At 61.3% G+C, this 23,093-nt stretch carries 24 protein-coding genes and 1 tRNA gene; 13 read left to right on the top strand and 12 right to left on the bottom strand.

The window, feature by feature from the left end; genetic code table 11:
• Positions 1 to 55 precede the first annotated feature (55 nt).
• Entirely contained in the window at positions 56 to 370 is a 315-nt protein-coding gene (locus HYPMC_RS22345) for a hypothetical protein (RefSeq protein WP_155831106.1), read from the top strand.
• A 9-nt stretch (positions 371 to 379) separates the two neighbouring features.
• Here HYPMC_RS22345 and HYPMC_RS22340 read toward each other — a convergent pair whose 3' ends face one another.
• A complete protein-coding gene (locus HYPMC_RS22340) occupies positions 380 to 1,093 on the bottom strand; it encodes a YARHG domain-containing protein (protein ID WP_013950426.1) in 714 nt (237 codons plus the stop codon).
• Positions 1,094 to 1,287: 194 nt separating this feature from the next.
• Between HYPMC_RS22340 and HYPMC_RS22335 the strand changes: the two genes are divergently transcribed.
• Complete coding sequence (locus HYPMC_RS22335) at positions 1,288 to 1,557, top strand: hypothetical protein (RefSeq protein ID WP_013950425.1); 270 nt, start codon at positions 1,288 to 1,290, stop codon at positions 1,555 to 1,557.
• Between the two features lie 78 nt (positions 1,558 to 1,635).
• Here the strand turns inward: HYPMC_RS22335 and HYPMC_RS22330 are convergent, their stop codons facing one another.
• Both HYPMC_RS22330 and HYPMC_RS22325 read right to left on the bottom strand, forming a co-directional pair.
• Positions 1,636 to 2,010 (bottom strand): hypothetical protein, encoded by a 375-nt coding sequence (locus HYPMC_RS22330; RefSeq protein ID WP_013950424.1) that lies wholly within the window; start codon positions 2,008 to 2,010, stop codon positions 1,636 to 1,638.
• Positions 2,011 to 2,137: 127 nt separating this feature from the next.
• A complete protein-coding gene (locus HYPMC_RS22325) occupies positions 2,138 to 2,650 on the bottom strand; it encodes a hypothetical protein (protein WP_155831104.1) in 513 nt (170 codons plus the stop codon).
• Between the two features lie 339 nt (positions 2,651 to 2,989).
• Between HYPMC_RS22325 and HYPMC_RS22320 the strand changes: the two genes are divergently transcribed.
• Positions 2,990 to 3,175: a hypothetical protein gene (locus tag HYPMC_RS22320; protein WP_013950422.1), complete on the top strand. Its 186-nt coding sequence runs from the start codon at positions 2,990 to 2,992 to the stop codon at positions 3,173 to 3,175.
• 367 nt (positions 3,176 to 3,542) lie between these two features.
• Positions 3,543 to 3,803, top strand: coding sequence for a hypothetical protein (locus HYPMC_RS22315; protein WP_013950419.1), 261 nt, complete (start codon positions 3,543 to 3,545; stop codon positions 3,801 to 3,803).
• Positions 3,804 to 3,820: 17 nt separating this feature from the next.
• On the opposite strand, the gene HYPMC_RS22310 is transcribed toward HYPMC_RS22315, so the two are convergent.
• The 6 genes from HYPMC_RS22310 to hemC all read right to left on the bottom strand — a co-directional run bounded on the left by HYPMC_RS22310 (position 3,821) and on the right by hemC (position 9,857).
• The gene (locus HYPMC_RS22310; protein ID WP_013950418.1) at positions 3,821 to 4,138 is read right to left on the bottom strand and encodes a PilZ domain-containing protein; all 318 of its coding nucleotides are present in this window, start codon (positions 4,136 to 4,138) and stop codon (positions 3,821 to 3,823) included.
• Between the two features lie 215 nt (positions 4,139 to 4,353).
• Positions 4,354 to 4,429: transfer RNA gene (locus tag HYPMC_RS22305), tRNA-Thr, on the bottom strand.
• A gap of 153 nt (positions 4,430 to 4,582) precedes the next feature.
• Positions 4,583 to 6,331, bottom strand: a complete 1,749-nt coding sequence (locus HYPMC_RS22300; RefSeq protein ID WP_013950417.1) for a heme biosynthesis protein HemY — start codon at positions 6,329 to 6,331, stop codon at positions 4,583 to 4,585.
• Between the two features lie 19 nt (positions 6,332 to 6,350).
• Positions 6,351 to 8,057 carry a COG4223 family protein gene (locus HYPMC_RS22295; RefSeq protein WP_013950416.1) on the bottom strand — a complete coding sequence of 569 codons (1,707 nt, stop codon included), beginning with the start codon at positions 8,055 to 8,057 and terminating at the stop codon, positions 6,351 to 6,353.
• Between the two features lie 133 nt (positions 8,058 to 8,190).
• Positions 8,191 to 8,925 carry a uroporphyrinogen-III synthase gene (locus HYPMC_RS22290; protein ID WP_013950415.1) on the bottom strand — a complete coding sequence of 245 codons (735 nt, stop codon included), beginning with the start codon at positions 8,923 to 8,925 and terminating at the stop codon, positions 8,191 to 8,193.
• Positions 8,925 to 9,857 (bottom strand): hydroxymethylbilane synthase, encoded by a 933-nt coding sequence (hemC, locus tag HYPMC_RS22285; RefSeq protein WP_013950414.1) that lies wholly within the window; start codon positions 9,855 to 9,857, stop codon positions 8,925 to 8,927. The genes HYPMC_RS22290 and hemC overlap by 1 nt, the downstream gene beginning before the upstream one ends.
• 142 nt (positions 9,858 to 9,999) lie before the next feature.
• On the opposite strand from hemC, the gene tsaD reads away from it, so the two are divergent.
• Both tsaD and HYPMC_RS22275 read left to right on the top strand, forming a co-directional pair.
• Positions 10,000 to 11,103: a tRNA (adenosine(37)-N6)-threonylcarbamoyltransferase complex transferase subunit TsaD gene (gene tsaD, locus HYPMC_RS22280; RefSeq protein ID WP_013950413.1), complete on the top strand. Its 1,104-nt coding sequence runs from the start codon at positions 10,000 to 10,002 to the stop codon at positions 11,101 to 11,103.
• A gap of 82 nt (positions 11,104 to 11,185) precedes the next feature.
• Positions 11,186 to 12,202 (top strand): NAD(P)H-dependent glycerol-3-phosphate dehydrogenase, encoded by a 1,017-nt coding sequence (locus tag HYPMC_RS22275; protein WP_013950412.1) that lies wholly within the window; start codon positions 11,186 to 11,188, stop codon positions 12,200 to 12,202.
• Here HYPMC_RS22275 and HYPMC_RS22270 read toward each other — a convergent pair.
• Complete coding sequence (locus HYPMC_RS22270; RefSeq protein WP_013950411.1) at positions 12,162 to 14,015, bottom strand: hypothetical protein; 1,854 nt, start codon at positions 14,013 to 14,015, stop codon at positions 12,162 to 12,164. The genes HYPMC_RS22275 and HYPMC_RS22270 overlap by 41 nt on opposite strands.
• A gap of 231 nt (positions 14,016 to 14,246) precedes the next feature.
• On the opposite strand from HYPMC_RS22270, the gene HYPMC_RS22265 reads away from it, so the two are divergent.
• The 5 genes from HYPMC_RS22265 to acs all read left to right on the top strand — a co-directional run bounded on the left by HYPMC_RS22265 (position 14,247) and on the right by acs (position 19,650).
• The gene (locus HYPMC_RS22265) at positions 14,247 to 15,767 is read left to right on the top strand and encodes an NAD(P)/FAD-dependent oxidoreductase (RefSeq protein WP_013950410.1); all 1,521 of its coding nucleotides are present in this window, start codon (positions 14,247 to 14,249) and stop codon (positions 15,765 to 15,767) included.
• A gap of 4 nt (positions 15,768 to 15,771) precedes the next feature.
• A complete protein-coding gene (locus HYPMC_RS22260; RefSeq protein WP_013950409.1) occupies positions 15,772 to 16,278 on the top strand; it encodes a GtrA family protein in 507 nt (168 codons plus the stop codon).
• 170 nt (positions 16,279 to 16,448) lie between these two features.
• Positions 16,449 to 16,886, top strand: coding sequence for an EVE domain-containing protein (locus tag HYPMC_RS22255; RefSeq protein WP_024275063.1), 438 nt, complete (start codon positions 16,449 to 16,451; stop codon positions 16,884 to 16,886).
• Positions 16,883 to 17,554, top strand: a complete 672-nt coding sequence (locus HYPMC_RS22250) for a methyltransferase (protein ID WP_013950407.1) — start codon at positions 16,883 to 16,885, stop codon at positions 17,552 to 17,554. The genes HYPMC_RS22255 and HYPMC_RS22250 overlap by 4 nt, the downstream gene beginning before the upstream one ends.
• 149 nt (positions 17,555 to 17,703) lie before the next feature.
• Positions 17,704 to 19,650 (top strand): acetate--CoA ligase, encoded by a 1,947-nt coding sequence (gene acs / locus HYPMC_RS22245; protein ID WP_013950406.1) that lies wholly within the window; start codon positions 17,704 to 17,706, stop codon positions 19,648 to 19,650.
• On the opposite strand, the gene HYPMC_RS22240 is transcribed toward acs, so the two are convergent.
• Together HYPMC_RS22240 and HYPMC_RS22235 are read right to left on the bottom strand one after the other, a co-directional pair.
• On the bottom strand, positions 19,629 to 20,123 hold the full coding sequence (locus tag HYPMC_RS22240; RefSeq protein WP_013950405.1) for a hypothetical protein: 495 nt from the start codon (positions 20,121 to 20,123) through the stop codon (positions 19,629 to 19,631). The genes acs and HYPMC_RS22240 overlap by 22 nt on opposite strands.
• 134 nt (positions 20,124 to 20,257) lie before the next feature.
• Positions 20,258 to 20,467: a DUF1674 domain-containing protein gene (locus tag HYPMC_RS22235; RefSeq protein ID WP_013950404.1), complete on the bottom strand. Its 210-nt coding sequence runs from the start codon at positions 20,465 to 20,467 to the stop codon at positions 20,258 to 20,260.
• 132 nt (positions 20,468 to 20,599) lie between these two features.
• On the opposite strand from HYPMC_RS22235, the gene htpX reads away from it, so the two are divergent.
• Both htpX and HYPMC_RS22225 read left to right on the top strand, forming a co-directional pair.
• Positions 20,600 to 21,583, top strand: a complete 984-nt coding sequence (gene htpX / locus HYPMC_RS22230) for a zinc metalloprotease HtpX (RefSeq protein ID WP_013950403.1) — start codon at positions 20,600 to 20,602, stop codon at positions 21,581 to 21,583.
• 1 nt (position 21,584) lies between these two features.
• Positions 21,585 to 23,000 (top strand): RsmB/NOP family class I SAM-dependent RNA methyltransferase, encoded by a 1,416-nt coding sequence (locus HYPMC_RS22225; RefSeq protein ID WP_013950402.1) that lies wholly within the window; start codon positions 21,585 to 21,587, stop codon positions 22,998 to 23,000.
• Positions 23,001 to 23,093 lie beyond the last annotated feature (93 nt).

Here is a 23,093-nt window from a genome sequence, read left to right as displayed (position 1 = left end):
CCTTCGTTGCGCCATGCGTTGGATGCTCATGGAACAGCGGAAGGAAAATATATTCATGAGCACGAAACTTCTCATGGCCGCCGCAATCGCCGCGGCCGCGCTCGGAAGTTCGCTGCCGGCCTTCGCAGATGCAGCCAGCAATAGCGCACCGAACGCCGCAAAAACGATCGAGCCCGGCAAAGTCGGCCCCGGCAGCGAAAATAACGCCGTCGTATCGCCTACCTCTCCCGACGTGCCGATCAACAAACAGCCCCCGCCGGAGATCAGCTTGCCAGCTAATTCGGGCTCGGGCAGCAGCACGGGTGAAAAAGGCAGCGGCCCGGAGGCGACGACACCGCCCCACAATCCAACGGCACCGGGGCTGCAATAGCTCCGGTTCCTATTCGCCGATCAGCTTGCAGCTGATCTCGATCTGTCCTGCTTGGGCCGCAGCACCTTGATAGATGCCGCAATCGAGCAGGTTGTCGGGAAAGACCTTGCGGCTCGTGTAGACGTTGATCAACAGCATCGGCTGGCCTTCGGAGGTCTTGCGAACGTCTGCTTCGGCAATAGAAATCCCGCCGAGATTGACCGCCGTCGTTCCGCTGGGCAAATCGACAGCTTCGTTCGCGAGCGCGATTTCGCCGTCGTCATCAGCGGAATGTTTCATCGCACTGCCATAGTAGAAGGCTGCAACCCGCACCGTTTCGCCGGATTGCGCGAGTTTGTTTTGGGCCGCTCGCGATAGAGTCAGTTGGACGACGTATTTCGGAACGACTCGGACACCGCCGGGCGGGGGTGCCATGGCTGCGCCCATGATCCCGGACGGCGTTGCGGCGCACCGCTGATGCGCCTCGACATCCTTGATCCGTTGAACATCGGCTTCTTCCGCGCGCGTAAGCTTGCCGTAGGGCGGAAAGCAACCCTTTCCAAACGCAGCTTGTCCTTCGGGACTTTCGAAGCAATAGCCCTTGTTGGCGAAAATGGCATTGCGCGCCCGCCAGAGCGCCTCGCAGACGTCCGCGGCTTTCGCGGCGCCGATCCATGCGAACGCCGCAAGCGAAACGGCCATCGCCGTGGCGAACGCTCCTGGCCCGGCAAGGATACAGCGCATCTCAGGACCTCGGAAAAACGCCTCTGCTCGTGACTCAAAAAAGGACACCGCCTCCTGTTTGTCAGGGAAATTTCACGATGTGATTAAAAACGTTCGCGTTCACCGATACGGAATTTGCCAAAGCGGCAGTTCCCGATTGCGTTCCCGCGGCAGACGCGCGACTGAACGGCAGGCAACAAATCGAGAGGCTGCAAATGTTGAAGTTTGTAGGCGTCGCAGGCATCGCCTTGGGACTCACGGCCCTGGCGCCCGCCGCCGAGGCACACCACTGGCATCATCGCCATGACGGATACTTCCGGCTCGGCTACCATCGCGCCGGTCCGCCCCACGGCTACCGCTTCGGCTTCTGGACGTATGCCGGCGACCCATTCGCCCGCGACGACTATTTCGACGGACGCCGCTGCTATTACCTACACCACCGCGACTTCTGTCGTGGACCGCGGGCGTGGGGTTGGATCCGCTAAGACGGTAAAAAGACACAAGGGGCCGAAATGGATCGGCCCCTTAATCGTTTCAGGTGACGCGTAATCGGCAGCCGCCGCTTACCACGCCGGAGTGCAAACTGTACGCGGGCGCATGTCGTAACCGTTGTCGTAATAGCAGTATGACGACGGATATGCCGGGTAAGCCGGATAAATGGGCGGGGGCACCGCATAGACAGGATAGGCCGGCGGCGGCAGCGCATAATAGCTGCCTGCCGGATAGAACCCGTAAGCCGGATAAAAACCCCAGCCTTGGCGATAGGCGCGGCGGGCCGCACGCCGGACCGCCTTCGGACATCCACGCCAGCTCGGCGGATGATAGCCGTAGGGGTCGTAGCCGCAGCCACGATAAAATGTTGCATCAGCCTCTGACGAGAGAGCAACGAAACTCAATGCTGCGGCCAGAGCGCCGACAACGACCTTCAAACCCGACATGGGACGTCTCCCAAATGCATTCCCTGCCCTCGCGGGCAGGGTCACACTAAGAGACAAATCTTAAATTCGAGCATACCGGGCGAAGTTAGGGTTATCAAAGATTTGCCGGAGCCGCGGCTCTAGCCCGTTATTTCGGCAGCTTCGGCGTCAGATTGATTTTTGTTGCAAGCGCCTGCATCTGAGCCAGCGCTTGTTCGTCGATCTCGATGAGCTTTGGCAGCCGCTTCGACATTTTATCCTTGAGGTCGGCCGGACATCCCGCCGGCAGGCTCGCCAGATTTTTGTCGACCTCCGCTTTGGCTTTCGTCTCAACGTCGACGCGGTCCACCGTGGTGTCGACGCACTCGTAGAGGCTGATGACGTAAGGCGTCGTCTGGCTGTAGAATTTTTCGAGCTTATCGGCCTCGGCATTGAACCCGCAGCGCCGCGCCAGCGCGATCTGCTGGAACTGGTCAGCGACCTGCTCTTTCATCAGCAACGACGTGCAGCCGAAGCCGGTGGCTATGCCCGGCTGCTGACGGCAGACGCCGATGCGGGTGTTCGGCTTTTCAATCTCGTTCATCGTGCACTCGGCATTTGCCTCCGAGGCGGCGACGGCCAGACCCATGGCCAACAGAAATGAGATCAGTCGCACATTCACGGCGTTTGGCTCCCCCAGATAACGATTGGTGCTCGGACCGTAGCAAAGAGAATGTGGCAGACCGAGTTCTTGAATAGCCAATGTGACTTTATGCGCGCTGAATCGGCGCCCCGAAGCCGCCACGAGCATTTTTTTGTGCGAAGTGTTACGCTGCAGTCACGTTTACTTTCCGCGCCCAATGCTAGCCTCAATCCGAGTCTGTGGTTGGCGCGTAACGCGAGGAAACCGCACAAGAAAAACAGGCGGCATTGCGCACCGCCTTTCCCCGCGATTCAGCACATTGGGATGTGCGCAAACGGGAGCAACGCTTGAGGGCTTTTCTCATGGGGAGAAGCCAACATGGCGAAATTCAAAGTCGTTGTTTGGTGTGATCATTGCCGAAACGATGCCGAGGGCTGCTTTGGCGGCGGCACTGAAACCATCGGCAGTTCCTACGAGACGTGGGAAGATGCCCAGAAGGCCGCCGAGGAATATTGCGGCCACTTGCCTTACGGCTATCGCGTCGAAGAAGAAGACGACTACTAGACCGCGCAGCGAAAACAACGCGAAGGCGTTTTTTGTTACGCGCTGTGACACGCTTTGTGAATTGTTCATGACAGCAGCATTAGCTATCGCTGCTGATCTCAGCGGGAAGTGCATCGCTGCCAATCAGGTCGGACGAGCGGGACCGAAACCGGTGGGCGCGAGGGCGGTGCGAATCCTGTAGGCCCTGCCAGTCACATGGCGGGGCCTTCCTGTTTTTCACTCACGCGTTCATTCCAACACTCACCGCTCCAAAGGTGTTGGCTTCAGTTTATTTTCTATACGCAATCATACTAAAACGTATGCTGACCGACGTCGAAGCGAATGGCAGTGTGCAAACTGTTCGCTGGCCAAATAACGACGTGGTTTCGTGCAGAAATTTCAAACCCGCATTGCGTTTGTCGAGGCATTACGCTGGTCGCCGAACGCCGATTTTCACCACTTGAACTTGGCCCAGAACATCATCGTGCAACGAGACACCCGCGCGTTCGTCATGACTCCGGAAGGTCAGCGGGAAATTCGTACGGGCGACTGGTTGATCAAGGATTCGGCTGGTGCGTTCAGGCCCATGAGCGATGAAATGTTCAGGCAAAAATACGAGCCAATGAAACTGCCCTCCCCTGCAGTCTGACAGCCCCCAACGCCCAGTCAGTCTTTTCGAGCGCGTTTTCCAAACGTCGCCTGTGGCCGCACGGGATGACCGAAACGCGTCGATTGTCCGTCGATGTATTCAACCCCCACCCGATTGGGCGCGGTCCAGGCTTTGCGCACCTCACGCCGCGCATCGGACGACATGTCAACGACATGAAAAATATTCGGCAGCGCATCGCCGTCCGGAAAGATCAGCAGCGCACCGCCTTGTGAGACATTCGCGATCCGCGCCGAAAAGATATTCCCGTCCTCAAGCTCAATCCGCGCCGGATGGCTGACGGCCTGTCGCTCGGATTGTCTGCGCTCTTTTCCCATGCGCGGACCCTGAGGCTGCAAAATCTAACAGCGGGTTACTTCCACCCATGCAATTGCGGCCTTTGCAAACTCGGCCGCACCCTGCATCAAAACGCGTTCGACGCCGACAATCGCGCGCCGGTCAGCGAAGCTCCGTTGACCAAGCAGCCAGCAACAAAAAGCGGCGTGCAACCGCACGCGCGGCATCGGCTAGTCGGTTGCGTTGGGAAGAAACATGGTGCCGCTTGTGTGACTCGAACACACGACCCCGTCATTACGAATGACGTGCTCTACCGGCTGAGCTAAAGCGGCTTTTGTTCCGGCGGAGGGGCGTTCCCCCCGAGAAGGCGCGAGGGATACTCTGGGCGGCCGGGAATTGCAAGGGTCGTGGCGTCAAAAGTCATTCCTGCCGCAGAGGCCCGCGCAAACCCGGCGCGAGCCAAGACCTTCAACCCGATCAGCGCTTTAGTTGACCGACCGGAAAGTCCGGCGTGCGACAGGCTGCTCAAGCTCCGGCTCCGGCGGCTCTGTGCCCGGATCGTCCGGCGCGCGCGGCGTGATGAAGACGGCCGAATCCCCCCGCCCGGACGGCGAGCGCTCCTGCGGCGACGTCTTGACCGTCGTTGCAACCTCATCGTCGCGTGCCACCGCCGCTGGATGCGCGGCCCCATTGGCGGCACTCGCTGCCGATGCCTTTGGAGCGCTGCCGGAATTCGGCGTCACCGGAACGGTGACTGGCTCGGCGGTCACGACCTCAGGCTCGGCAGCCGCCGTCGCTGTCACTGGCCGGCTTTCGGCAGGGACGGGCGTTGCAGCTTCGGCCTTGCGATCCGGAGCCGCTGGCGCTTCAGCCTTGATTTCCGTCGTCGCCGGGGCAATCGCGATCAACTCGTCGATCTTGGTCGCCAGAATTTCACCGCCAGCACTATCGCTTGTTTCAACCGGCACGCGCCATTGGAAGGCATCGAGACGGCCATCGAGCGGCGAGATCGGTTCCCAGTGATCGGAGATGACGCCGTCGGCCATCCATACCGGATCGCGCGCAGCGTTCATCGCCCGCGCCAGCCATTCGCGCACCCGGCCCTTCTCGCCGTTCTCGCCTGCTTCGATCCGCGCCATTAACAGCGCAACGCGTTGCGTCAAGCGATCGGCGAGCAGCGGCTCCAGTGCCCGGCGGGCTTCCTCGTACAGTCGGGCCTCAGCCGCGGTCGTCGCCACCGCGATCGGGCTTTCGATCGAATGCGGATTGAGAGCCGCGAGCTGGCGGACGCGGTCGAGACGGTCCCGCGTGCTATCGCCGACACGCGCATGCGCGTAAACCGTCGCGAGATCGGGATGCGGCGCCTTCGTCCAGGTCTTCTGGATGATCTTTGCCGCCTTCGAGGTGTTGCCGCGCGATGCCAGAATGCGACCCGCAACGACGGCAGCCGGCACGAGATCCGGCGCCAAGGCGTGCGCTTCCAGCGCCCAGGCGAGCGCCTTGTCGGGCGTATCGTCCTCGGCTGGGATCGCCTTTGCCGTCAACAGCACGGCGCGCTTGCGATCGGCAGCGGCTTTTGGAATGTGACCGCTCTTGCGCGCATGTTCGAGCGTCGCCAGCCCCGCCGTCCAGTCCTTCTGCTTGCACTGCTGCTCAAAGAGCGCCGTCGACGACCAACCGAGTTTCGGATTGGCCTTGAGCGCCCGCGCTGCAAACTGCCGCGCAGCTTCGCCCGCGCCTTCCCGCTGCGCTTCGAGGAACAGCCCGCGAAGCCCCAGCTGTTCGGTCTCGGGAGACGCCAACATCGCCTCATAAATGCGCCGCGCCGACGCGCGGTCGCCGGAAAGCTCCGCCGATTGCGCGCGCAACAGTTGCGTAAGCGGTTCATGCGGCAGACTCTTGCGTGCCTGCAGCGCATAGCGCGCCGCAAGCGAACTGTCGCCCGCACCGATGGCGATCATGCCGCCGGAAAGCGCATCGAGCCCTTTGCGCTCGCGGTGCCGCACCAGCCGGCTGCCAATTATCGCCGGGCTATTCCACAGTGCCTTGAATACCGACCACAGAAAGATCAGCGAAGCGACCAGCGCCGCCAGGATGACGACGGCACGAAACACCGAGGTTTCGATGTCGTAGCCCTGCCAGACGATTTGCAACGTGCCAGGCCTGTCGGCGAGCCAGGCGAGACCGGAGGCGATGAGGGCGATCGTGAGCAGATAAACGACGAGGCGCACCATGACGCAGACCCTTTATCGATTATGGCGACGGCTGTGCCGATTGCTGGGAGACGCCCGCAATGGAAGACTTCAGCTGTGAATTGAGGTTCTGAAGCGCGGTCTCGACGCTGACCCGCGCCGCAACCTTGTCGAGGAAGGGGCGCATCGCATCCTGCGCCTTCGGTGACAATTCCTTGCCCTGGTCCATAACCTCTCCGAGACGACCATCTGCCAGCGCAACCTGCATGCGCCCGACGACGGCTTCCGTGCTCTTGTCATCGGATTTGAGATCGATCCGGCGAACGCGCACGACCGATTTCGCACCGGCCCAAAGCCGATCGACGACGCTCGCGTCCTGCGGCTCGGAATCGGCGTCGATTGCACGGTCTGCCGCCGTGCGGAATTCCTTGGCGAGTTCGGGCAACGTCGGCACACCCGTGTCCTGAAGCTTCTCCAACGCCGACAGATCGAACTTCGGCCCCGCAACCTTCTTCACGTCGGCAAGCTGAGCCGAGAAACTCTGCCCGCTGTCCAGCGCACGCTGCAGGTTCTGCAGTTCAAGCGCGAGGACAACGCGCTGCGCGCTTTCCTTGCGCGCCGCATCGCCTTCGACGACAGCCTGTATGCTTTTATCAAGCGCCGCGATCTTCTGGTCGATCGGCTGCACGGCGGCTGAAATGTCGGCAGGTTTCGCCGCAGCCGTCCGCAAACCATCGAGCGCCGTCTTGAGACTTCCGAGCTGATCCTGCGTAACTTTGAGATCGGCGGCGACGTGATCGGTCGTCGACTTCAACGCCGCGATCTCTTCTTCCATCCGCACACCGTCGGTCTTGAGACCGGCGACATCCTTGTCGATACGCTGCGTGCCCGCGCGTGCCGTCTCGGCGGCTTCGGTCGCCGATTGAATGCGGCTCTCGACATCCTTCGTCACGTTCGTCCGCAGCGCGGTCAGCTGCGTCGCAAGGCTCGTTTCGAGATCAGACACTTTGCCCGTCAGCCCCGCGATTTGCTCGATACGCGTCGCATTGGGATCGTTGACGCCCGCATCCGCCATCGCCTTCAGCCGATCCTCGATCTTGCCGATGCGCTCTATAAGTTGCGGCTGCCCAGCGTCGGAGGCGGCCGAAGCCAGCGCCGCTTTCGTCTCGGCGACGAGGCGCGTCTGCCCCTCGATCAGCGACGGAATTTTCTGTGTCGCATTTTCGAGGCCTGCGATCTTCGCTTGAATTCCGCTGAGATCCGGTGGCGGCGGTGCTGCGCTTTCGTTCTTCTCGATCGTCGCGAGACGTTGCGAAAGATCGGCGATCTTTGCATCCGCGCCGTTCTGTATTTCAAGCTGAGGCAAGGCCCACAGCACGGCAGCGAACGCCAGCGCGCCGCCGGCAATGCCCGCCGCCAGATGACTGAAAACGCCGCCGCGTTTTTGCACGACGACGCTCGGTTCTTCGGACTTAGCCGTACGGGCGGCAGAGGCCGCCGACGACGCAGCCGATGCGCCGGGTTTATCGTAGCTGGGCTTATCGTATTTGCCGGCGCCGAACGTCGCCTTGGCGTCGCTCTTCTTCGGCTCCTCAGCATAAGATCCAGCAGCAGCCGGACGCGGAACTTCGCTGCCCGCCGCGCTCTGAGCCGCAGCGCTCGATTTGCCCGGCGACACCTTCACCTCGGTCGCTTTCAGGTCGAGCGTCGCATAGGGCTTCTTCCCCGCTCCACCGCTTGATCCTGCACCCGATTTCTCATCTGCCATCGGAGCCTAAGCCTCCTTACGAAACTCGCATATGCCGTCCGGTCCCGGTTCGGAATCCAGGTGTTCCGGAAAAATCTGTCTATTGAGAGGGCTCAATTGCCGGGGCGACCAGCCGGCCTGTTTTTACGCCTTGTTACTCCGCTTTCGAGCTTGCCGCGAGACGTTTTACGAGCGCAATCATTTCTTGGATGTTAGGTTGCGAAGAAACGAGAGTCATATCGGTTTTTGCAATCGGCCCCAAGGCTTCGCCTACGCGCTCGGACAGGCATAAATACGTTATGCCTGAAAGTTGTACCGGCGGCGACAGCGCGGCAACCAACCGTGACCAGATCCGCGCCGTCCGCGGCGACATCAGCGTTACCGCATCGATGCCGCCCGTTTGGAGCGCTTTGATGACATCCTGCGGCAACGCTTCCGCTTCGACTGACCGATACGCCAGCACCGGCACAACGTTAACGCCACTTTCGGCCAATGCGCTTTCAAGATCGAACGCGACGACGTCGCCTCTGAGATAGATCAAACGTTCGCCCGCGGCCCGCGCCCTGAGCATCGGTGCAAGGTCTTCGGCCCGTCCCGGCCCTTCCACGATCCGCGCAAAACCGATGTCCCTCGCCGCAGCTGCGGTTGCCGGCCCGACGACGTACAGCGGCAGCGGCGTCAGCGTGGCAAGCACAGGCGAAGCGGCAAGCGCCGTCAAAGCGTTACGGCTGGTCGCAACGATTGCTGTCGCATTGGCAAACGCGTCCGCCGGAACATCGTTCGCGACGGTTTCCATCAGCGGCGCCAGCATCACCTCGCACCCAAGCTCTTCGATGCGCGTCTTCAGCAGTTCGGCATCTTGAATTGGACGCGTAATGACGACGTTCATCAGACGTTCGGCCGAACTAGCAACGCGGCATCCGCCTGGTTTAGAATTTCATCGGCCGCGGACAATCCGAGGTCGTGGGCATCTTTGACATTTCCGGTACGAGAAACGTCATAGCATTTCTTGCCGTCCGGCGAGAGCAGTTGCCCGCGAAAGCGCACTTCATCACCCGCGACGATGCCATGCCCCCCGATCGGCGTCCGGCATGACCCTTCGAGCCGCGCCAGGAACGCCCGCTCGGCCGCGACCGCCCAGGCCGTTGTCTCATCATTCAATGCTGCAACGATCGGCGTCACGAGTTCATCGCCATTGCGAATTTCAAGCCCGATCACGCCCTGCGCCACGGCCGGCAGCATATGCTCCATCGATACTGGCGATGTGATCCGCTCCGTCATTCCCAGCCTCTTGAGACCGGCGACCGCCAGAAAGGTTGCTTCCGCCACACCATCTTCCAGCTTGCGCAACCGTGTCTGCACGTTGCCGCGGAAATCGACGACGCGCAGATCGGGGCGCGCATGCAGCACCTGCGCCTTCCGTCGAAGCGACGATGTCCCGACGACCGCATTCTGTGGCAGCGTCGCGAACGATTCATGCCGCAAAGAAATGAATGCGTCGCGCGGATCTTCTCGCGGCAGCACCGCGCCGATCACCAGCCCGTCGGGCAGTACGGTCTGCATGTCCTTCATAGAATGGACTGCAACGTCGATCTCGTTCGTCAACAGCGCTTCTTCGATCTCTTTCGTAAAGAGACCCTTGCCGCCGATCTCCGATAGCGGCCGGTCGAGCACGCGGTCGCCCGTCGTCTTGATGACGTGAATGGTAACGGCCTCGTCGGCCAGCCCATGGGCGGCGATTATCCTGTCCTTGACTTCGTGCGCCTGGGCGAGGGCCAAAGGCGAGCCTCGGGTCCCGATGCGGATGCGGGTCGCTTGCAAAAAGGTTTCTCCGGATGCTAGGCGGGGCGCTCGGGCCCAAATGCCGATAGATGAATGCCGGTAATTCGGGCGACAGGTATGCTCCAAAGAGGCGCGGATTCCAACCACGCGCCTGCAAGTTCTAAGTTAAGTTCCTGAACAGATGTCTGAGCCTTCCGATACTGCGCCTTCTGCCGCTCTTGTTCTCGGCCTTGAGACGAGCTGCGACGAGACGGCGGCCGCCATTGTGTCCCGCAACGCCGCGGGAGAAGGGCGTATCCTGTCCAACATCGTTCTGTCGCAGTTCGACAAGCACGCGATCTACGGCGGCGTCGTACCGGAAATTGCCGCCCGCGCCCATGCCGAAAGCCTCGATCTTTTGGTCAAGACCGCCCTCGATAAAGCGGGCGTAACGCTCGGCGACCTGACCGGCATTGCAGCAGCCACCGGCCCCGGACTGATCGGCGGCCTCGTCGTCGGCGCCACTACGGGCAAGGCGCTGGCCCTCGCAACTGGCCGCCCGTTTGTTGCGATCAATCATCTGGAAGCGCACGCCCTGACGGTCGGCCTGACCGATCAGGTTCGGCCGCCCTATCTGATGCTGCTGGTCTCCGGTGGCCATACGCAACTGCTGCTCGTCGAAGGCGTCGGCCAGTATCGCCGGCTTGCGACGACCATCGACGACGCCCTGGGCGAAGCCTTCGACAAAACGGCAAAGCTCCTCGGCCTGCCGATGCCCGGCGGCCCCGCCGTCGAAAAAGCCGCAGCGAACGGTAACGGCACGCGTTTCGACCTTCCGCGCCCGATGAAAGGCCGGAGCGACCCGCACTTTTCATTCGCCGGTTTGAAAACGGCGGTCAGACATGCGGCCATGCAAAGCGCGCCGCTATCCGAGCAAGATGTCGCCGATCTCTGCGCCTCGTTTCAGGCGGCAGTGTGCGAGAGCGTCGCCGATCGCGTGCGGCTCGCGATGCGTACATGCGCGTCGCATTTTCCTGACGCCGGACAGCGACCATTCGTCGTCGCCGGTGGCGTCGCCGCCAACAAGGCGCTGCGTGCCACCCTTGTAGATGTCGCCCGAGCGCACGACTTCTCGTTCCACGCACCGCCGTTCGAACTTTGCGGCGACAACGGTGCCATGATTGCTTGGGCAGGCGCCGAACGCTTGGCCCGTGATCTTGCCGACCCGCTCGACGCGCCGGCAAGACCGCGCTGGCCGCTCGACGCCGAAGCGCCCAAAGCCATCGGCGCCGGCGTCAAAGCTTAAGCTCGTTATGGCTTAGGCCGTCGAAGCCTAGTCTGAATGTGCCATTTGCATTCCAATCGAAGTGCCGTGCTAAGTTGAACGAATGACAGTCCCGGGGGCGGTTTTGCAGATACGTTCGATCAGTGTTGTCGGCGGCGGCGCCTGGGGCACGGCCCTCGCGCAGACGCTATCGCACGGCGGCACCGCGGTGACGCTTTGGGCGCGTGAGCCTGAGGTCGTCGACGACATCAACGCCCGTCATGTCAACCGCACGTTTCTGCCGGGCGTCGATCTCAATCCGGCGATCCGCGCGACCGGCGATCTCATGAGCGTTGCGCACGCCGATGCCATTCTCGCCGTCGTCCCGGCACAGCACCTGCGCGGCGTTATGGCGAAACTCGCGACGCAGATTGCACCCGATACCCCCATCATTCTTTGTGCCAAAGGCATCGAGCAATCGACCGGCCGGTTCATGGGCGACGTCCTGGAAGAGGTCGCGCCGCGCGTGCTTCGCGTTGTCCTTTCCGGACCGAGCTTTGCCGCCGACGTCGCCCGCGGCCTGCCATCGGCGCTGACGCTCGCCTGCCGCAACGAAACCGTCGGCCGCGCGCTCGCCGCAACGTTGTCTTCGCGCCAGATGCGCCTTTACTGGTCGAGCGACGTGCTCGGAGCCGAGCTCGGCGGCGCCGTCAAAAATGTTCTCGCCATCGCGGCCGGAATCGTCGCCGGACGCGGCCTCGGCGCCAGCGCGCATGCGGCCCTCGTGACACGCGGCTTTGCGGAGCTGCGCCGGTTCGGCGAAGCCTTGGGCGCGCGTCCCGAAACACTTCTCGGGCTATCCGGCCTGGGCGATCTCATCCTGACGTGTGGCAGTCCGCAGTCGCGAAACATGTCGCTTGGCCGCGCCCTCGGCGAGGGCCGCACGCTAGCTGAGATTCTGGGCGCCCGTGCCGCCGTCACGGAAGGCATCTATACCTGCAAGGCGCTCGTCCGCCTGGCGCAGGAGCATGGCATTGACATGCCGATCGCCGAAGCCGTCAACGACATCATCGAAGGCCGCCTCATGGTCGATGAGGCGATCACGGCGTTGATGCAGCGGCCTTTGAAAGCTGAAGATTGAGCGCCGCGCGATCGACCTTCCAGACGTGATAGATCGCGTGCGGATCAGGTAGCCCCACCGGCACCAGGAAACTCGGCGCCTTGCCATTCACAAGATCGACCTTCAGCGTTCCCTTCCAGTCAGGACTAGATGCGAGCGGCTTATCAAGCCCATCGCAGATCGCAATGTAATCGACATCCTCCTGCTTCAACAGCGCAGCCGCAGTCTTGGCATCGTGCGCTGAAAAAATCAGATGATTGGCGATGATCGCATTCGCAATCCGATGATAGGGCGCCGAGAGCACGCGATGATGCGTTTCGGCGGCGATAAAAGCGCCGACGTCGATATGCGCAGCAACAAGCCCCGCAGGCAGGTCGGCTAATTCGCGGATCGCTTCGGGCTTAGAGCAAGCATCCGCGTCGGCGCGTACCTGTTCCGTCATGGCAGGCGGAGCGCCGACCGCCGCATCGACACCACCCGATGCCCACAGCAGCACTGTCTGATTGAACAGCACGATCGCGCCCAATCGTATTGTTGACGCGCCGATGTCTCCGACCGGTCCTAGGCGGCTGAAGACAAGCGCCATCGGCACGATCGAGATAAACGATGCGTAAGAAACATACTTGTATTGCCAGCAGGCTAAACCGATCAACGACACAACCGCGGCAAGCAAAAAGAGGTCAGCTGCGCTGCGCGTCTCTTTCAGTCGATGAACTTGCGCCCAAAGCGCAATGGCATAGAACGCGAGCAGACCGAACGACTGACTGAAATGACGATGGAAGAAATCCGCAACAATGCTGTTGTTCTCGGCGACCTTGTCCAGCCAGATCTTGATTGCAAGCGGCGGCAGTTGTCCTAATGGTCCCCCGAGGCACTTCGGCTCAAGCCATCCATAGGCTGCAATGCCAACGCCCGCACAGGCCGCAATCGAGGCGATACGCGCATAAAGCTTCCACTCCCGGCCCGGCACAAGAGCGACCAGAACCCCCACGACACCCGACGCGACCAGCACGACCATGTTGAGCGAAATGGCATCGCATTTGATGTCCATCCAGCGCGACGGCGGAATGGTCGCGAGGAAAGCTGCTGCGAACGTCAGCGCCAGCGCAATCGAAAACGCCGCCGCACCTTTCTCGACGCGCCGGTCGAAAAGCCCCCACGCAGCAACGAACGTTCCCAGCATAACCGCCGGAGCCAACGCCTCATAACCAACGGCCAGCGCCAGGCCAACCAGCACGCCCGCAAAGCGCCAAGCGGCCGTGCGCTGCGGATAGGCCCACATCAATAGGGTGGCGGAAACCGTACAGGCGATCATCACATTATGATGGTCGATGCGGCCAACCGCGAATTGATACCACCCAAGCGGCGTCAGCGCCGCGAACAGCAGTGTCACACGGCCGACCATATCGCCGCCGACCTTCGCTGTGGTTTTGAACATGACCCACGTCAGGAAACCCAGCGTCAACAGCGGCCACGCCGCATGGGTCAAGCGCTCCGCATCTTCGATGGGAAGGAAGAGATTGAAACCCGCGATCAGCGCTGCAATCGGTAGATCGACAAGGCGAGACCAATGCGACAGCATCCCGGCATCGCCGCCGAACTTCATCGTCGTCGTATCGAACCAGTGCCAGGAAGCCATCAGCTCCCGAACCTGAACAAGGCGCGTCGCGTCGTCCGGATCGCCAAAGAAACCGTAAATGCCCACGCCGGTGACATGCCAACTGCGAGCGCCGACGAATGCGAGCGCAATCAGCCACCAAGCCCAATTCGGAACATCGCGTAAGCAGGCCCTAATCCCCTGCTCGACCGATACCTTCAATGTAGCGGAATGCATACGCTGGTCCCCGGAAAGGCCGAGAGCCTATCGAAAGCCCATTAGGGGACCGTAAACTTCGGCCCGCCGCAGATAAAAAAGGACTGAAATTTTATATTCGAGCTTTCTTCGAATTCCTTGCAAATATCAGCCTTTGTTTACCCATCCTCCCTAGTCTTCCGCTCAAGCATATCCGGCTCCCGGTCGCGAGCTGCTGCCCAAAGCCGTTTTGTTCATGCGTAGGCGCGTTTCATGTCCCATAGCGAAGTGTTCGTCATCGGCGCGGGTCCGGCCGGTCTCACGGCATCGTATCTTCTGACCAAGCAAGGTATTTCGACGACCGTCATCGAGGCCGATCCGCACTATGTTGGCGGCATCAGCAGAACCGTCAACTACAAGGATTTCCTGTTCGACATTGGCGGCCATCGCTTCTTTTCGAAGTCGAAAGAAGTCGTCGATTTGTGGAAGGAAATCCTGCCACAGGATTTCATCAGCCGTCCGCGCATGAGCCGCATCTACTACGACGGCAAGTACTATTCTTACCCGCTGAAAGCCTTCGAAGCGCTCGGCAACCTCGGCGTTGTCGAAAGCGCCATGTGCGTGCTCTCGTTCATGTACAAACAAGCCTTCCCGAACGAAAAGCCGGAAACGTTTCACGACTGGGTCGCCAATCAGTTCGGCGAGCGCCTGTTCTCGATCTTCTTCAAGACCTACACGGAAAAAGTGTGGGGCATGAGCTGCGATGAAATCTCGGCCGACTGGGCTGCCCAGCGCATCAAAGGCCTCGATCTCTGGTCGGCGATGGCCAACGCGCTACGCAATTCCGTCAAGCCGAAGGGCGTCAAGGACGGCACGGGCGCACACGACGGCGAAGTCATCAAGACGCTGATCGAAAGCTTCCAGTATCCGCGCAAAGGTCCCGGCATGATGTGGGATGCGGCAGCGGCCAAGACCCGCGCCCAAGGTGGCAAGATCCACATGGGCACCGAGCTGTCGACCCTCAGATACGACGCTCGCCAGAACCTCTGGACCATTAAGGCCCGAACACCATCAGGCGATCTGGCAACCTTCACCTCGCGCCACATCATTTCATCGGCCCCGATCCGCGAGCTGATGCACGCTTTCGCCGAGGCCCCGAACGCGCTTGCCGCCGCCGACAATCTGCGCTACCGCGACTTCATCACGGTCGCCCTCGTCGTGAATAAGCCGGACCTCTTTCCTGACAACTGGATCTATATCCACGAACCGAGCGTAAAGGTCGGCCGCATTCAGAACTTCCGTTCGTGGTCGCCGGAAATGGTGCCCGACAGCAAACTCGCTTGCCTTGGCCTCGAATACTTCTGCTTCGAGGGCGATGGTCTCTGGGCAGCAGACGATAAAGACTTGCTGGCGCTCGCCCGCAAGGAGCTTGCAACGATCGGCTTGGCCACCGAAGACGACTGCGTCGACGGCTGCGTCGTCCGTCAGAAGAAGGCATATCCGGTCTACGATGACGGCTACAAGCGCAACGTCGAAGCCATCCGCTCTGAGCTTGCCGAAAAATACCCGACGCTGCACCTCGTCGGCCGCAACGGCATGCACAAGTACAACAACCAGGACCACGCGATGATGACCTCGATGCTGACGGTCAAAAACATCGCTGCCGGCGAAATGCTCTACGACATCTGGAACGTCAACGAGGACGCCGAATATCACGAAGCCGGCGGCTCAGGCGCGGAAGAAGCGCTAAAGAGCGTCCGCATGGTTCCCGCCAAGCTTCGCAAGGCAGGCTGATCGCATGGCGCTCGCACCGGCTGATGACGTGACGATGCCCGAGAGCGGTCGCGGAGCGAGTCACACCGCCGCAGTCGTTCCGCAGCTATCGCGCTATTCCGTTGTCAGCGTTGCCGCGCTGGCGACGGACGTCGCCGTCTATATGTCGCTCTGCGCGCTCGCCATTAACGCTCCGGTAGCAGGTGTCGTCGGATATGGAGTGGGCATGATCGCTCATTACGCATTATCGACCGCCTTCGTCTTCGACGTCGTCCACGCCCGAAAATCGGCGCCGCGGCGCCTTGCGGAATTCGCGGCCTCCGGATTGCTCGGCTTGATGCTTACCGGCCTCGTCATTGCGGTGATGACTGACTACTTGGCCGCATCCACTATTGCGGCCAAAGCCGTCGCGACGATCGCCAGCTTTCTCGTGGTCTTTCTCGTTCGCCGCTGCATCGTCTTCGCGCCGGCTGCTGACAAAAATATCTGGGACGCCAACCTCGTTTACTCAAAATCAGGGTCTTGTGGCTAGGTTCAGGAGAACACGTCGTCAGCTGTACCTCCGGCAGTCCGGCGAATTGATTTTCAAGTAGTGTCGCGTCTGAACCTCCGCACTTCGGTGCGGAGGTTCTGTTTTTTCAGCCCTTGAGATCGATCTCGTTCCACGCTAGGCACGCTTATCTCGTGGGAACGCGCTATCTCATGCAAACCTGGCTATTCAAATCCGAGCCCGACGTTTTTTCCTGGAGCGACTTAATCGCGCGTGGGACTAAAGGCGAAGCCTGGGACGGCGTCCGCAATTATCAGGCCCGCAACAATATGCGCGCTATGAAGATTGGCGATCTCGGGTTCTTCTACCATTCCAACGAAGGTAAGGAGATCGTCGGCATTGTGCGCGTCATCGCGTCCGCACATCCCGAAGCAAAAGACGAAACCGGCAAATGGGAATGCGTTGACGTTGCAGCTGTGGTGCCGGTCCCCTCGCCCGTCGGCCTCGACGCGGTCAAGGCCAATCCGAAACTGTCCGGTATGGTTCTCGTTAACAATTCCCGGCTGTCGGTCCAGCCGGTCGCCGCCGACGAATGGAAAGAAATCTGCAAGATGGGCGGCGTCGATTTGAAGAAGCTTAAGGGCTCATGACCGGCGGCAAACTCGATCTCACAGATCCGCGCGACGCCGAGCGTTTCATCCTTGAAAATACCAGACCGATCGCCCCGCCTCTGGTTCCCGAAATCACGCTGCGGCTCGCCGAAGAATCTTTGCCGATCTGGCAGAAGACCGAGGACGAACTGGGCGAATTGAACGTTCCGCCGCCCTATTGGGCGTTCGCGTGGGCCGGCGGCCAGGCCGTCAGCCGGTACCTTCTCGACAATCAGGACGTCTGCCGCGGTTTGCGCGTGCTCGATCTCGGCAGCGGATCAGGCATCTCGGCGATCGCTGCCGCCAAAGCCGGGGCATCCAACGTCGTGGCAGCAGACATCGACCTGCTCGCGCTCGCGGCATGCGCCGTCAATGCCGCCGCCAATGCGGTGACGCTTTACACCACCGATCGAGACATGCTGTCGGCGGCGCCGCCCCGAGAAAGCATCGTCATTGTCGGCGATCTTTTCTACGAGCGCGAACTGGCCAGCCGCGTGCTGCGCTTCATCGATGACGCCAAGAACGAGGGATGCTCCGTCTACATCGGCGACCCTCGCCGCAGTTACTTTCCGGAAGGAAAGTTTACGCCGCTCGCCGAATACCAGGTACCGGTAACCCGCGAGCTTGAAGACTTCGAAATCAAACGGACCACCGTCTGGCGTGCTTAAGAAAATCATGTCGCGGTGCGAGATTGATTTCGATCATTTTGGTTACGAACCCCCTTCCCCCACCATCGAGCATGTTGTGGAGCGGGGCTCGTCGCCGCATAATGGCAGTAAATGGCCGCAACTCAGATGGCCAAACGGAGGTGCGCTCTATGTCGGATAAAGTTTATGCCGTCCCCCAGGCGTGGGCGGAGCGGGCTTACGTCAATGATCAGTCTTATGACGCAATGTATCAGCGGTCGATCAGCGACCCTGAGGGCTTCTGGTCGGAAGCTGGTAAGCGGTTGCACTGGATCACACCCTATACGCGCGCCAAGAACACAAGCTTCGCGCCGGGCAACGTTGACATCCGCTGGTTCGAAGACGGGACGCTGAATGTCTCGGCGAACTGCATCGACCGTCACGTTGAATCGCGCGGCGATAAGGTTGCCATCATCTGGGAAGGCGACAACCCAAACGAGAGCGAGCAAATCACCTACCGCCAGCTCCACGAGCGGGTTCAGCGTTTCGCCAATGTCTTGAAGAAGCTCGGCGTCAAGAAAGGGGACCGCGTCACCATCTACCTGCCGATGATCCCTGAAGCAGCCTATGCCATGCTCGCCTGCACGCGGATCGGCGCCATCCATTCGATCGTGTTCGGCGGCTTCTCGCCTGACAGCCTTCAGAACCGGGTCGAAGACGCAGAATCGAAGCTCATCATCACGGCCGACGAAGGCCTCCGCGGCGGCAAGTCCGTTCCGCTCAAAAAGAATTGCGACGCGGCGCTGGTGAAATGCAAGGGTGACGAGAAAGTTCTCGTTGTCCGCCGCACCGGCAATCCCGTGCCTTGGACGCCGGGCCGCGATTTCTGGCTGCACGAAGAACTCATCACCGTCCCAGCCGAGTGCGAGCCGGAGGAAATGCGCGCCGAGGATCCGCTGTTCGTGCTTTACACGTCGGGCTCGACGGGTAAGCCGAAGGGCGTCGTCCACACGACGGGCGGCTATCTCGTCTACGCTTCGATGACGCATCAATATGTTTTCGATTGCCGCGACGACGATGTTTACTGGTGCACCGCCGACGTCGGCTGGGTCACCGGCCATAGCTACATCGTCTATGGCCCGCTCGCGAACGGCGCCACGACGCTGATGTTCGAAGGCATCCCGACCTACCCATCGGCTTCCCGCTTCTGGGACGTTGTCGACAAGTGGAAGGTCTCGATCTTCTACACCGCGCCAACCGCTATTCGCTCGCTGATGGGCGCGGGCAACGAACTTGTAAACAAATCGAGCCGCGCATCGCTGCGTCTGCTGGGATCGGTCGGCGAGCCGATCAACCCCGAAGCTTGGGAATGGTATCATAACGTCGTCGGCGAAGGCCGCTGCCCGATCGTCGATACGTGGTGGCAAACGGAAACCGGCGGCATTTTGATTGCGCCGCTTCCCGGCGCAACGCCGCTAAAACCTGGTTCCGCCACGAAGCCGTTCTTTGGTGTGAAACCGGCGCTTGTCGATGACAAAGGCAAGATCCTCGACGGCGACACGCAAGGAAACCTCGTCATCCTCGATAGCTGGCCGGGCCAGTCGCGCACCGTCTACGGCGATCACGATCGCTTCGTGCAGACCTACTTCTCGGCTTATCCCGGCATGTACTTCACAGGCGACGGCTGTCGCCGCGACGCCGACGGCTATTATTGGATTACAGGCCGCGTCGACGACGTCATCAACGTGTCGGGCCATCGCATGGGCACGGCGGAAGTCGAAAGCGCACTCGTTTCGCATCCAAAGGTCGCCGAGGCGGCCGTCGTGGGCTACCCGCACGACCTCAAGGGCCAAGGCATCTACTGCTATGTCACGCTCAACACGGGCGAAAATGGCGATGACGCTTTGAAAAAGGATCTGGTCGCCCACGTTCGCCGGGAAATCGGCCCGATCGCATCGCCCGATCTCATCCAGTTCTCACCTGGTCTGCCGAAGACGCGCTCGGGCAAGATCATGCGGCGTATCCTCCGCAAGATCGCCGAAGACGATTACGGTAGCCTGGGAGACACATCGACCCTCGCCGATCCGGCCGTGGTCGACGACCTCATCACAAACCGTCAGAACCGGCGCATGATCTGACCGCTAACGTTAACCCTGTCATCCTGGGCATCGGCGCTTTCCGGCGCCCAGGATGTTGTCGCTTTCGCCGGCACCTCGATTTCACTGACGCCAAACAAGCGGCTGACGGTCATCGCGACCGTCCCTTTCGCGCCCACGGTAACTGTATGAGCTTCACGGTCGATCCGGATGGTGGGCGGATCGATTGTCCCAACATGACGAGCGAACGTCACGCCCTTGTCGAAATGGGACAATGCCATTGTCTCGATCTGAACATCCCCCGGCGTACCATCGCGCACCGCTCCAGCACCTGCCTCGGACGCAGCCCGGACCGCCGCTTCGACACCTTCCCGCATGTTCGCAACCCGCGCGTAGTCAAGCGCAGCGCCTGCTGCCAAGACCAGGGCGACGATCATCGATATGAAGATGACAATTGCTGAATATTGTTCACCGCGGTCGAACGGGAGAACGGCCGCAGTTCGTCGCTTGAGCATCTGTCCCTCCTTGAAACACCCCTTCCCGATTACGAGTGCGGTCATGCAACTCGGATGCCGGAATAAAGGCGTTCCGTGGGCGGACAGTTCGATCAACACGTAATTAACGCACCACCTGGAACGAGAAATGACGCTCAGAAATCGGACGTAATGCCGCCCTTCTCCCAGTCGCCGAAACGCGTCGGTTCCGGCCCCTCGCGACCGCCGATTTCGGCAGGACGTGCCTGCGCAGCATCACGCCCCTTTCGACGCGCCTCGGCCTCGGCAAGCGCCCGCTGCGCCTCCGGCGTCAGGACGCGCGGACGAGGCTCGTTATCGGTCACAGTGTCGTCTTTGGCGGTCATCGCACATCGGGGCTCCAGGAGGGCAATCGCTACCTTTTTTGGCGCGTCACCTTTATGAATGGTTGGGATACCATATATACGCGGCTGTAAGGTTGTAGACCAGTTGACGGACCACGTGTCGCGAGTAACCCCATGCCCATGAACTACCTCAAGACCGCAATGCTGCTTGCATTGCTGACCGGCATCTTCCTTGTGCTCGGGGCGCTTGTTGGCGGCAAGACCGGCCTCGTATTCGCGTTTTTCATCGCGCTTGCAACGAACGCGTTCAGTCTCTGGAAGTCCGACAGCGTCGTCTTGCACATGTTCAACGCGCAGGAAGTGACTGACGCCACTGCGCCCGAACTGGTCGGCATCGTCCGCGACTTGGCGCGCCAGGCCGAACTGCCGATGCCCCGCGTCTACATCATGAACAATCCGCAGCCGAACGCCTTTGCGACCGGCCGCAGCCCATCGCACGCCGCCGTCTGCGCCTCGACCGGTTTGCTGGAATCTCTCGACCGGCGAGAGTTGTCCGGCGTCATCGCGCACGAACTCTCGCACATCAAAAATCGCGACACGCTGACGATGGCCGTTGCAGCGACCATCGGCGGCGCTGTTTCGATGTTTGCGCAATACATGCAGTTCGGCATGATTTTCGGTGGCAATCGCGACGGCGACCGCGGCGGCCTCGGCATGATCGGCACGCTTGCAGCAATCATCATCGCGCCGATGGCCGCAGGTCTCGTGCAGATGGCAATTAGCCGTTCACGTGAATATCAGGCCGACCGCATGGGCGCGATGATCTGCGGTAATCCGCTTTGGCTTGCATCTGCGCTTCATCGCATCGACGGCGCCGCCCGCCGCATTCCGAACGAAGAAGCGGAAGCGATACCGGCCGCCGCGCATATGTTCATCATCAATCCGTTGAACGGCCACGGCGTCGATAACCTGTTCTCCACCCATCCGAACGTCGAAAACCGGATCGCGGCGCTTGAAGCGCTGGCGCGCGAGATGGGTGTCAGTAGCGGAAATTCCGGTATGACGAGCGCGCCGGGTTCCGCACCACGCGGCGGCGCGACAGGAGAAGTCTGGATCGGCGGCAAAAACTATACTAAGCCTCCGAGCCCCTGGGGCTAACGTGCAAGATCATACAAAATCCAAAAATTCCACGCCGCGACCGCCTCGTGCGCGCGCTGGCGGCCCGTCGTCTCCCCGAGGCGGCGCATCCCGTCCACGACCGGCGCAAAGCCCGGACGGGCTGAAAACGCGCGACGTCGCCGTCTCCGCGCTCTACACTGTGCTTGTCGAGCGGCGCCCGTTTGACGACGCGTTTGCGAGAGCCGCCGCCGCGCGCGATCTCCCGGGCCGCGACCGCGCTTTCGCACGTCTCATCGCCACCACGGCGCTCCGGCATCGCGGATCGCTGCAAGCCGTCCTCAGCACCTATCTCGCCAAGCCGCTGCCCGAACGCATGGGCCGCCTCGACGAAATTTTGCTCGCAGCCGTGGCGCAGCTTCTGCTGCTGCAGACGCCGCCGCACGCGGCAATCTCGCTCGCCGTCGATCAATGCCGTGCCGACAGCTCCGCCAAGCGCTTCGCCAACCTCGCCAACGCCGTTCTGCGCCGCGTCAGCGAAAGCGGACACGGCCGCTTGGCCGACCTCGATAATATCGCGCTGACCTTTCCCGATTGGCTGCTGGCGCGCTGGAGCGACGCCTATGGCGCGGCGGCTGCCCGCCAGATCGCCCGCGCGTCCCTCGCTGAGCCTGCCCTCGACTTGACGGTCAAATCCAATCACGAACGGTGGGCAAAAGAGATTGGTGCCGTTGTCCTGCCAACCGGCTCGATCCGTTGCGCGCAGGCCGGACGTATCGAAGAGCTGCCCGGCTATCTCGACGGCGCTTGGTGGGTGCAGGACGCCGCCGCCGCGCTTCCCGTCAAGCTGATGGGCGACGTCGCCGGATTGTCGGTGCTCGATCTTTGCGCCGCGCCCGGAGGCAAGACGGCCCAGCTTGCGACCGCCGGGGCCAATGTCACCGCCGTCGATAAATCGGCAGGACGTCTCGGCCGCCTGAGCGAAAACCTTGCGCGCCTGGGGCTGACCGCGGCCACCGCCGTTTCCGACGCCTTGACCTTCAGCACCGACCGGCAATTCGACGCCGTCCTTCTCGATGCCCCCTGCACTGCGACCGGCACGATCCGTCGTCATCCCGATATTCTCTATCTGAAGCGGCCCGAGGATGTCGGTGCGCTGGCGGCCCTACAGAAACGGCTCCTCGACCACTCGGCTAGCCTTGTGAAACCCGGCGGCATGCTCGTGTACTGCACCTGCTCGCTCGAACCGGAAGAGGGCGAAATGCAGGTCGAAGCCTTTCTCGAGAGCCACCCCGATTTCGCGCGTCGCCCGATTACCCTCGACACCGACACGATCCCGATGTCGTGGCGCACGCCCGCCGGCGACCTGCGGACGCTGCCGACGCAATTTGCCGATTTACCGGAAGGACTTCAGGGCCTTGACGGATTTTTCGCGGCATCTCTGATGAAGACCTGTTGAGCGCTGGTGCGTGTGACGCCTGTCCGCCTTGTTTTGACTGAGGTCGGGGGCTAGTCCATTCTGAGGTGGTAAGACCATCTCTGGACGGGGAGC

Origin of the sequence: Hyphomicrobium sp. MC1 (genome assembly GCF_000253295.1) — a bacterium.
Classification (GTDB): domain Bacteria; phylum Pseudomonadota; class Alphaproteobacteria; order Rhizobiales; family Hyphomicrobiaceae; genus Hyphomicrobium_B.
The sequence above is the reverse complement of the archived record's forward strand: the minus strand, read 5'-3'. Positions and strand labels throughout refer to the sequence as shown.

Excerpts from the sequence above, each read along its gene's own strand:
- HYPMC_RS22345 (WP_155831106.1), top strand. The coding sequence starts at position 56 with ATGAGCACGAAACTTCTCATGGCCGCCGCAATCGCCGCGGCCGCGCTC.
- HYPMC_RS22340 (WP_013950426.1), bottom strand. The coding sequence starts at position 1,093 with ATGCGCTGTATCCTTGCCGGGCCAGGAGCGTTCGCCACGGCGATGGCC.
- HYPMC_RS22335 (WP_013950425.1), top strand. The coding sequence starts at position 1,288 with ATGTTGAAGTTTGTAGGCGTCGCAGGCATCGCCTTGGGACTCACGGCC.
- HYPMC_RS22330 (WP_013950424.1), bottom strand. The coding sequence starts at position 2,010 with ATGTCGGGTTTGAAGGTCGTTGTCGGCGCTCTGGCCGCAGCATTGAGT.
- HYPMC_RS22320 (WP_013950422.1), top strand. The coding sequence starts at position 2,990 with ATGGCGAAATTCAAAGTCGTTGTTTGGTGTGATCATTGCCGAAACGAT.
- HYPMC_RS22310 (WP_013950418.1), bottom strand. The coding sequence starts at position 4,138 with ATGGGAAAAGAGCGCAGACAATCCGAGCGACAGGCCGTCAGCCATCCG.
- HYPMC_RS22300 (WP_013950417.1), bottom strand. The coding sequence starts at position 6,331 with ATGGTGCGCCTCGTCGTTTATCTGCTCACGATCGCCCTCATCGCCTCC.
- HYPMC_RS22295 (WP_013950416.1), bottom strand. The coding sequence starts at position 8,057 with ATGGCAGATGAGAAATCGGGTGCAGGATCAAGCGGTGGAGCGGGGAAG.
- HYPMC_RS22290 (WP_013950415.1), bottom strand. The coding sequence starts at position 8,925 with ATGAACGTCGTCATTACGCGTCCAATTCAAGATGCCGAACTGCTGAAG.
- tsaD (WP_013950413.1), top strand. The coding sequence starts at position 10,000 with ATGTCTGAGCCTTCCGATACTGCGCCTTCTGCCGCTCTTGTTCTCGGC.
- HYPMC_RS22275 (WP_013950412.1), top strand. The coding sequence starts at position 11,186 with ATGACAGTCCCGGGGGCGGTTTTGCAGATACGTTCGATCAGTGTTGTC.
- HYPMC_RS22270 (WP_013950411.1), bottom strand. The coding sequence starts at position 14,015 with ATGCATTCCGCTACATTGAAGGTATCGGTCGAGCAGGGGATTAGGGCC.
- HYPMC_RS22265 (WP_013950410.1), top strand. The coding sequence starts at position 14,247 with ATGTCCCATAGCGAAGTGTTCGTCATCGGCGCGGGTCCGGCCGGTCTC.
- HYPMC_RS22260 (WP_013950409.1), top strand. The coding sequence starts at position 15,772 with ATGGCGCTCGCACCGGCTGATGACGTGACGATGCCCGAGAGCGGTCGC.
- HYPMC_RS22255 (WP_024275063.1), top strand. The coding sequence starts at position 16,449 with ATGCAAACCTGGCTATTCAAATCCGAGCCCGACGTTTTTTCCTGGAGC.
- HYPMC_RS22250 (WP_013950407.1), top strand. The coding sequence starts at position 16,883 with ATGACCGGCGGCAAACTCGATCTCACAGATCCGCGCGACGCCGAGCGT.
- acs (WP_013950406.1), top strand. The coding sequence starts at position 17,704 with ATGTCGGATAAAGTTTATGCCGTCCCCCAGGCGTGGGCGGAGCGGGCT.
- HYPMC_RS22240 (WP_013950405.1), bottom strand. The coding sequence starts at position 20,123 with ATGCTCAAGCGACGAACTGCGGCCGTTCTCCCGTTCGACCGCGGTGAA.
- HYPMC_RS22235 (WP_013950404.1), bottom strand. The coding sequence starts at position 20,467 with ATGACCGCCAAAGACGACACTGTGACCGATAACGAGCCTCGTCCGCGC.
- htpX (WP_013950403.1), top strand. The coding sequence starts at position 20,600 with ATGCCCATGAACTACCTCAAGACCGCAATGCTGCTTGCATTGCTGACC.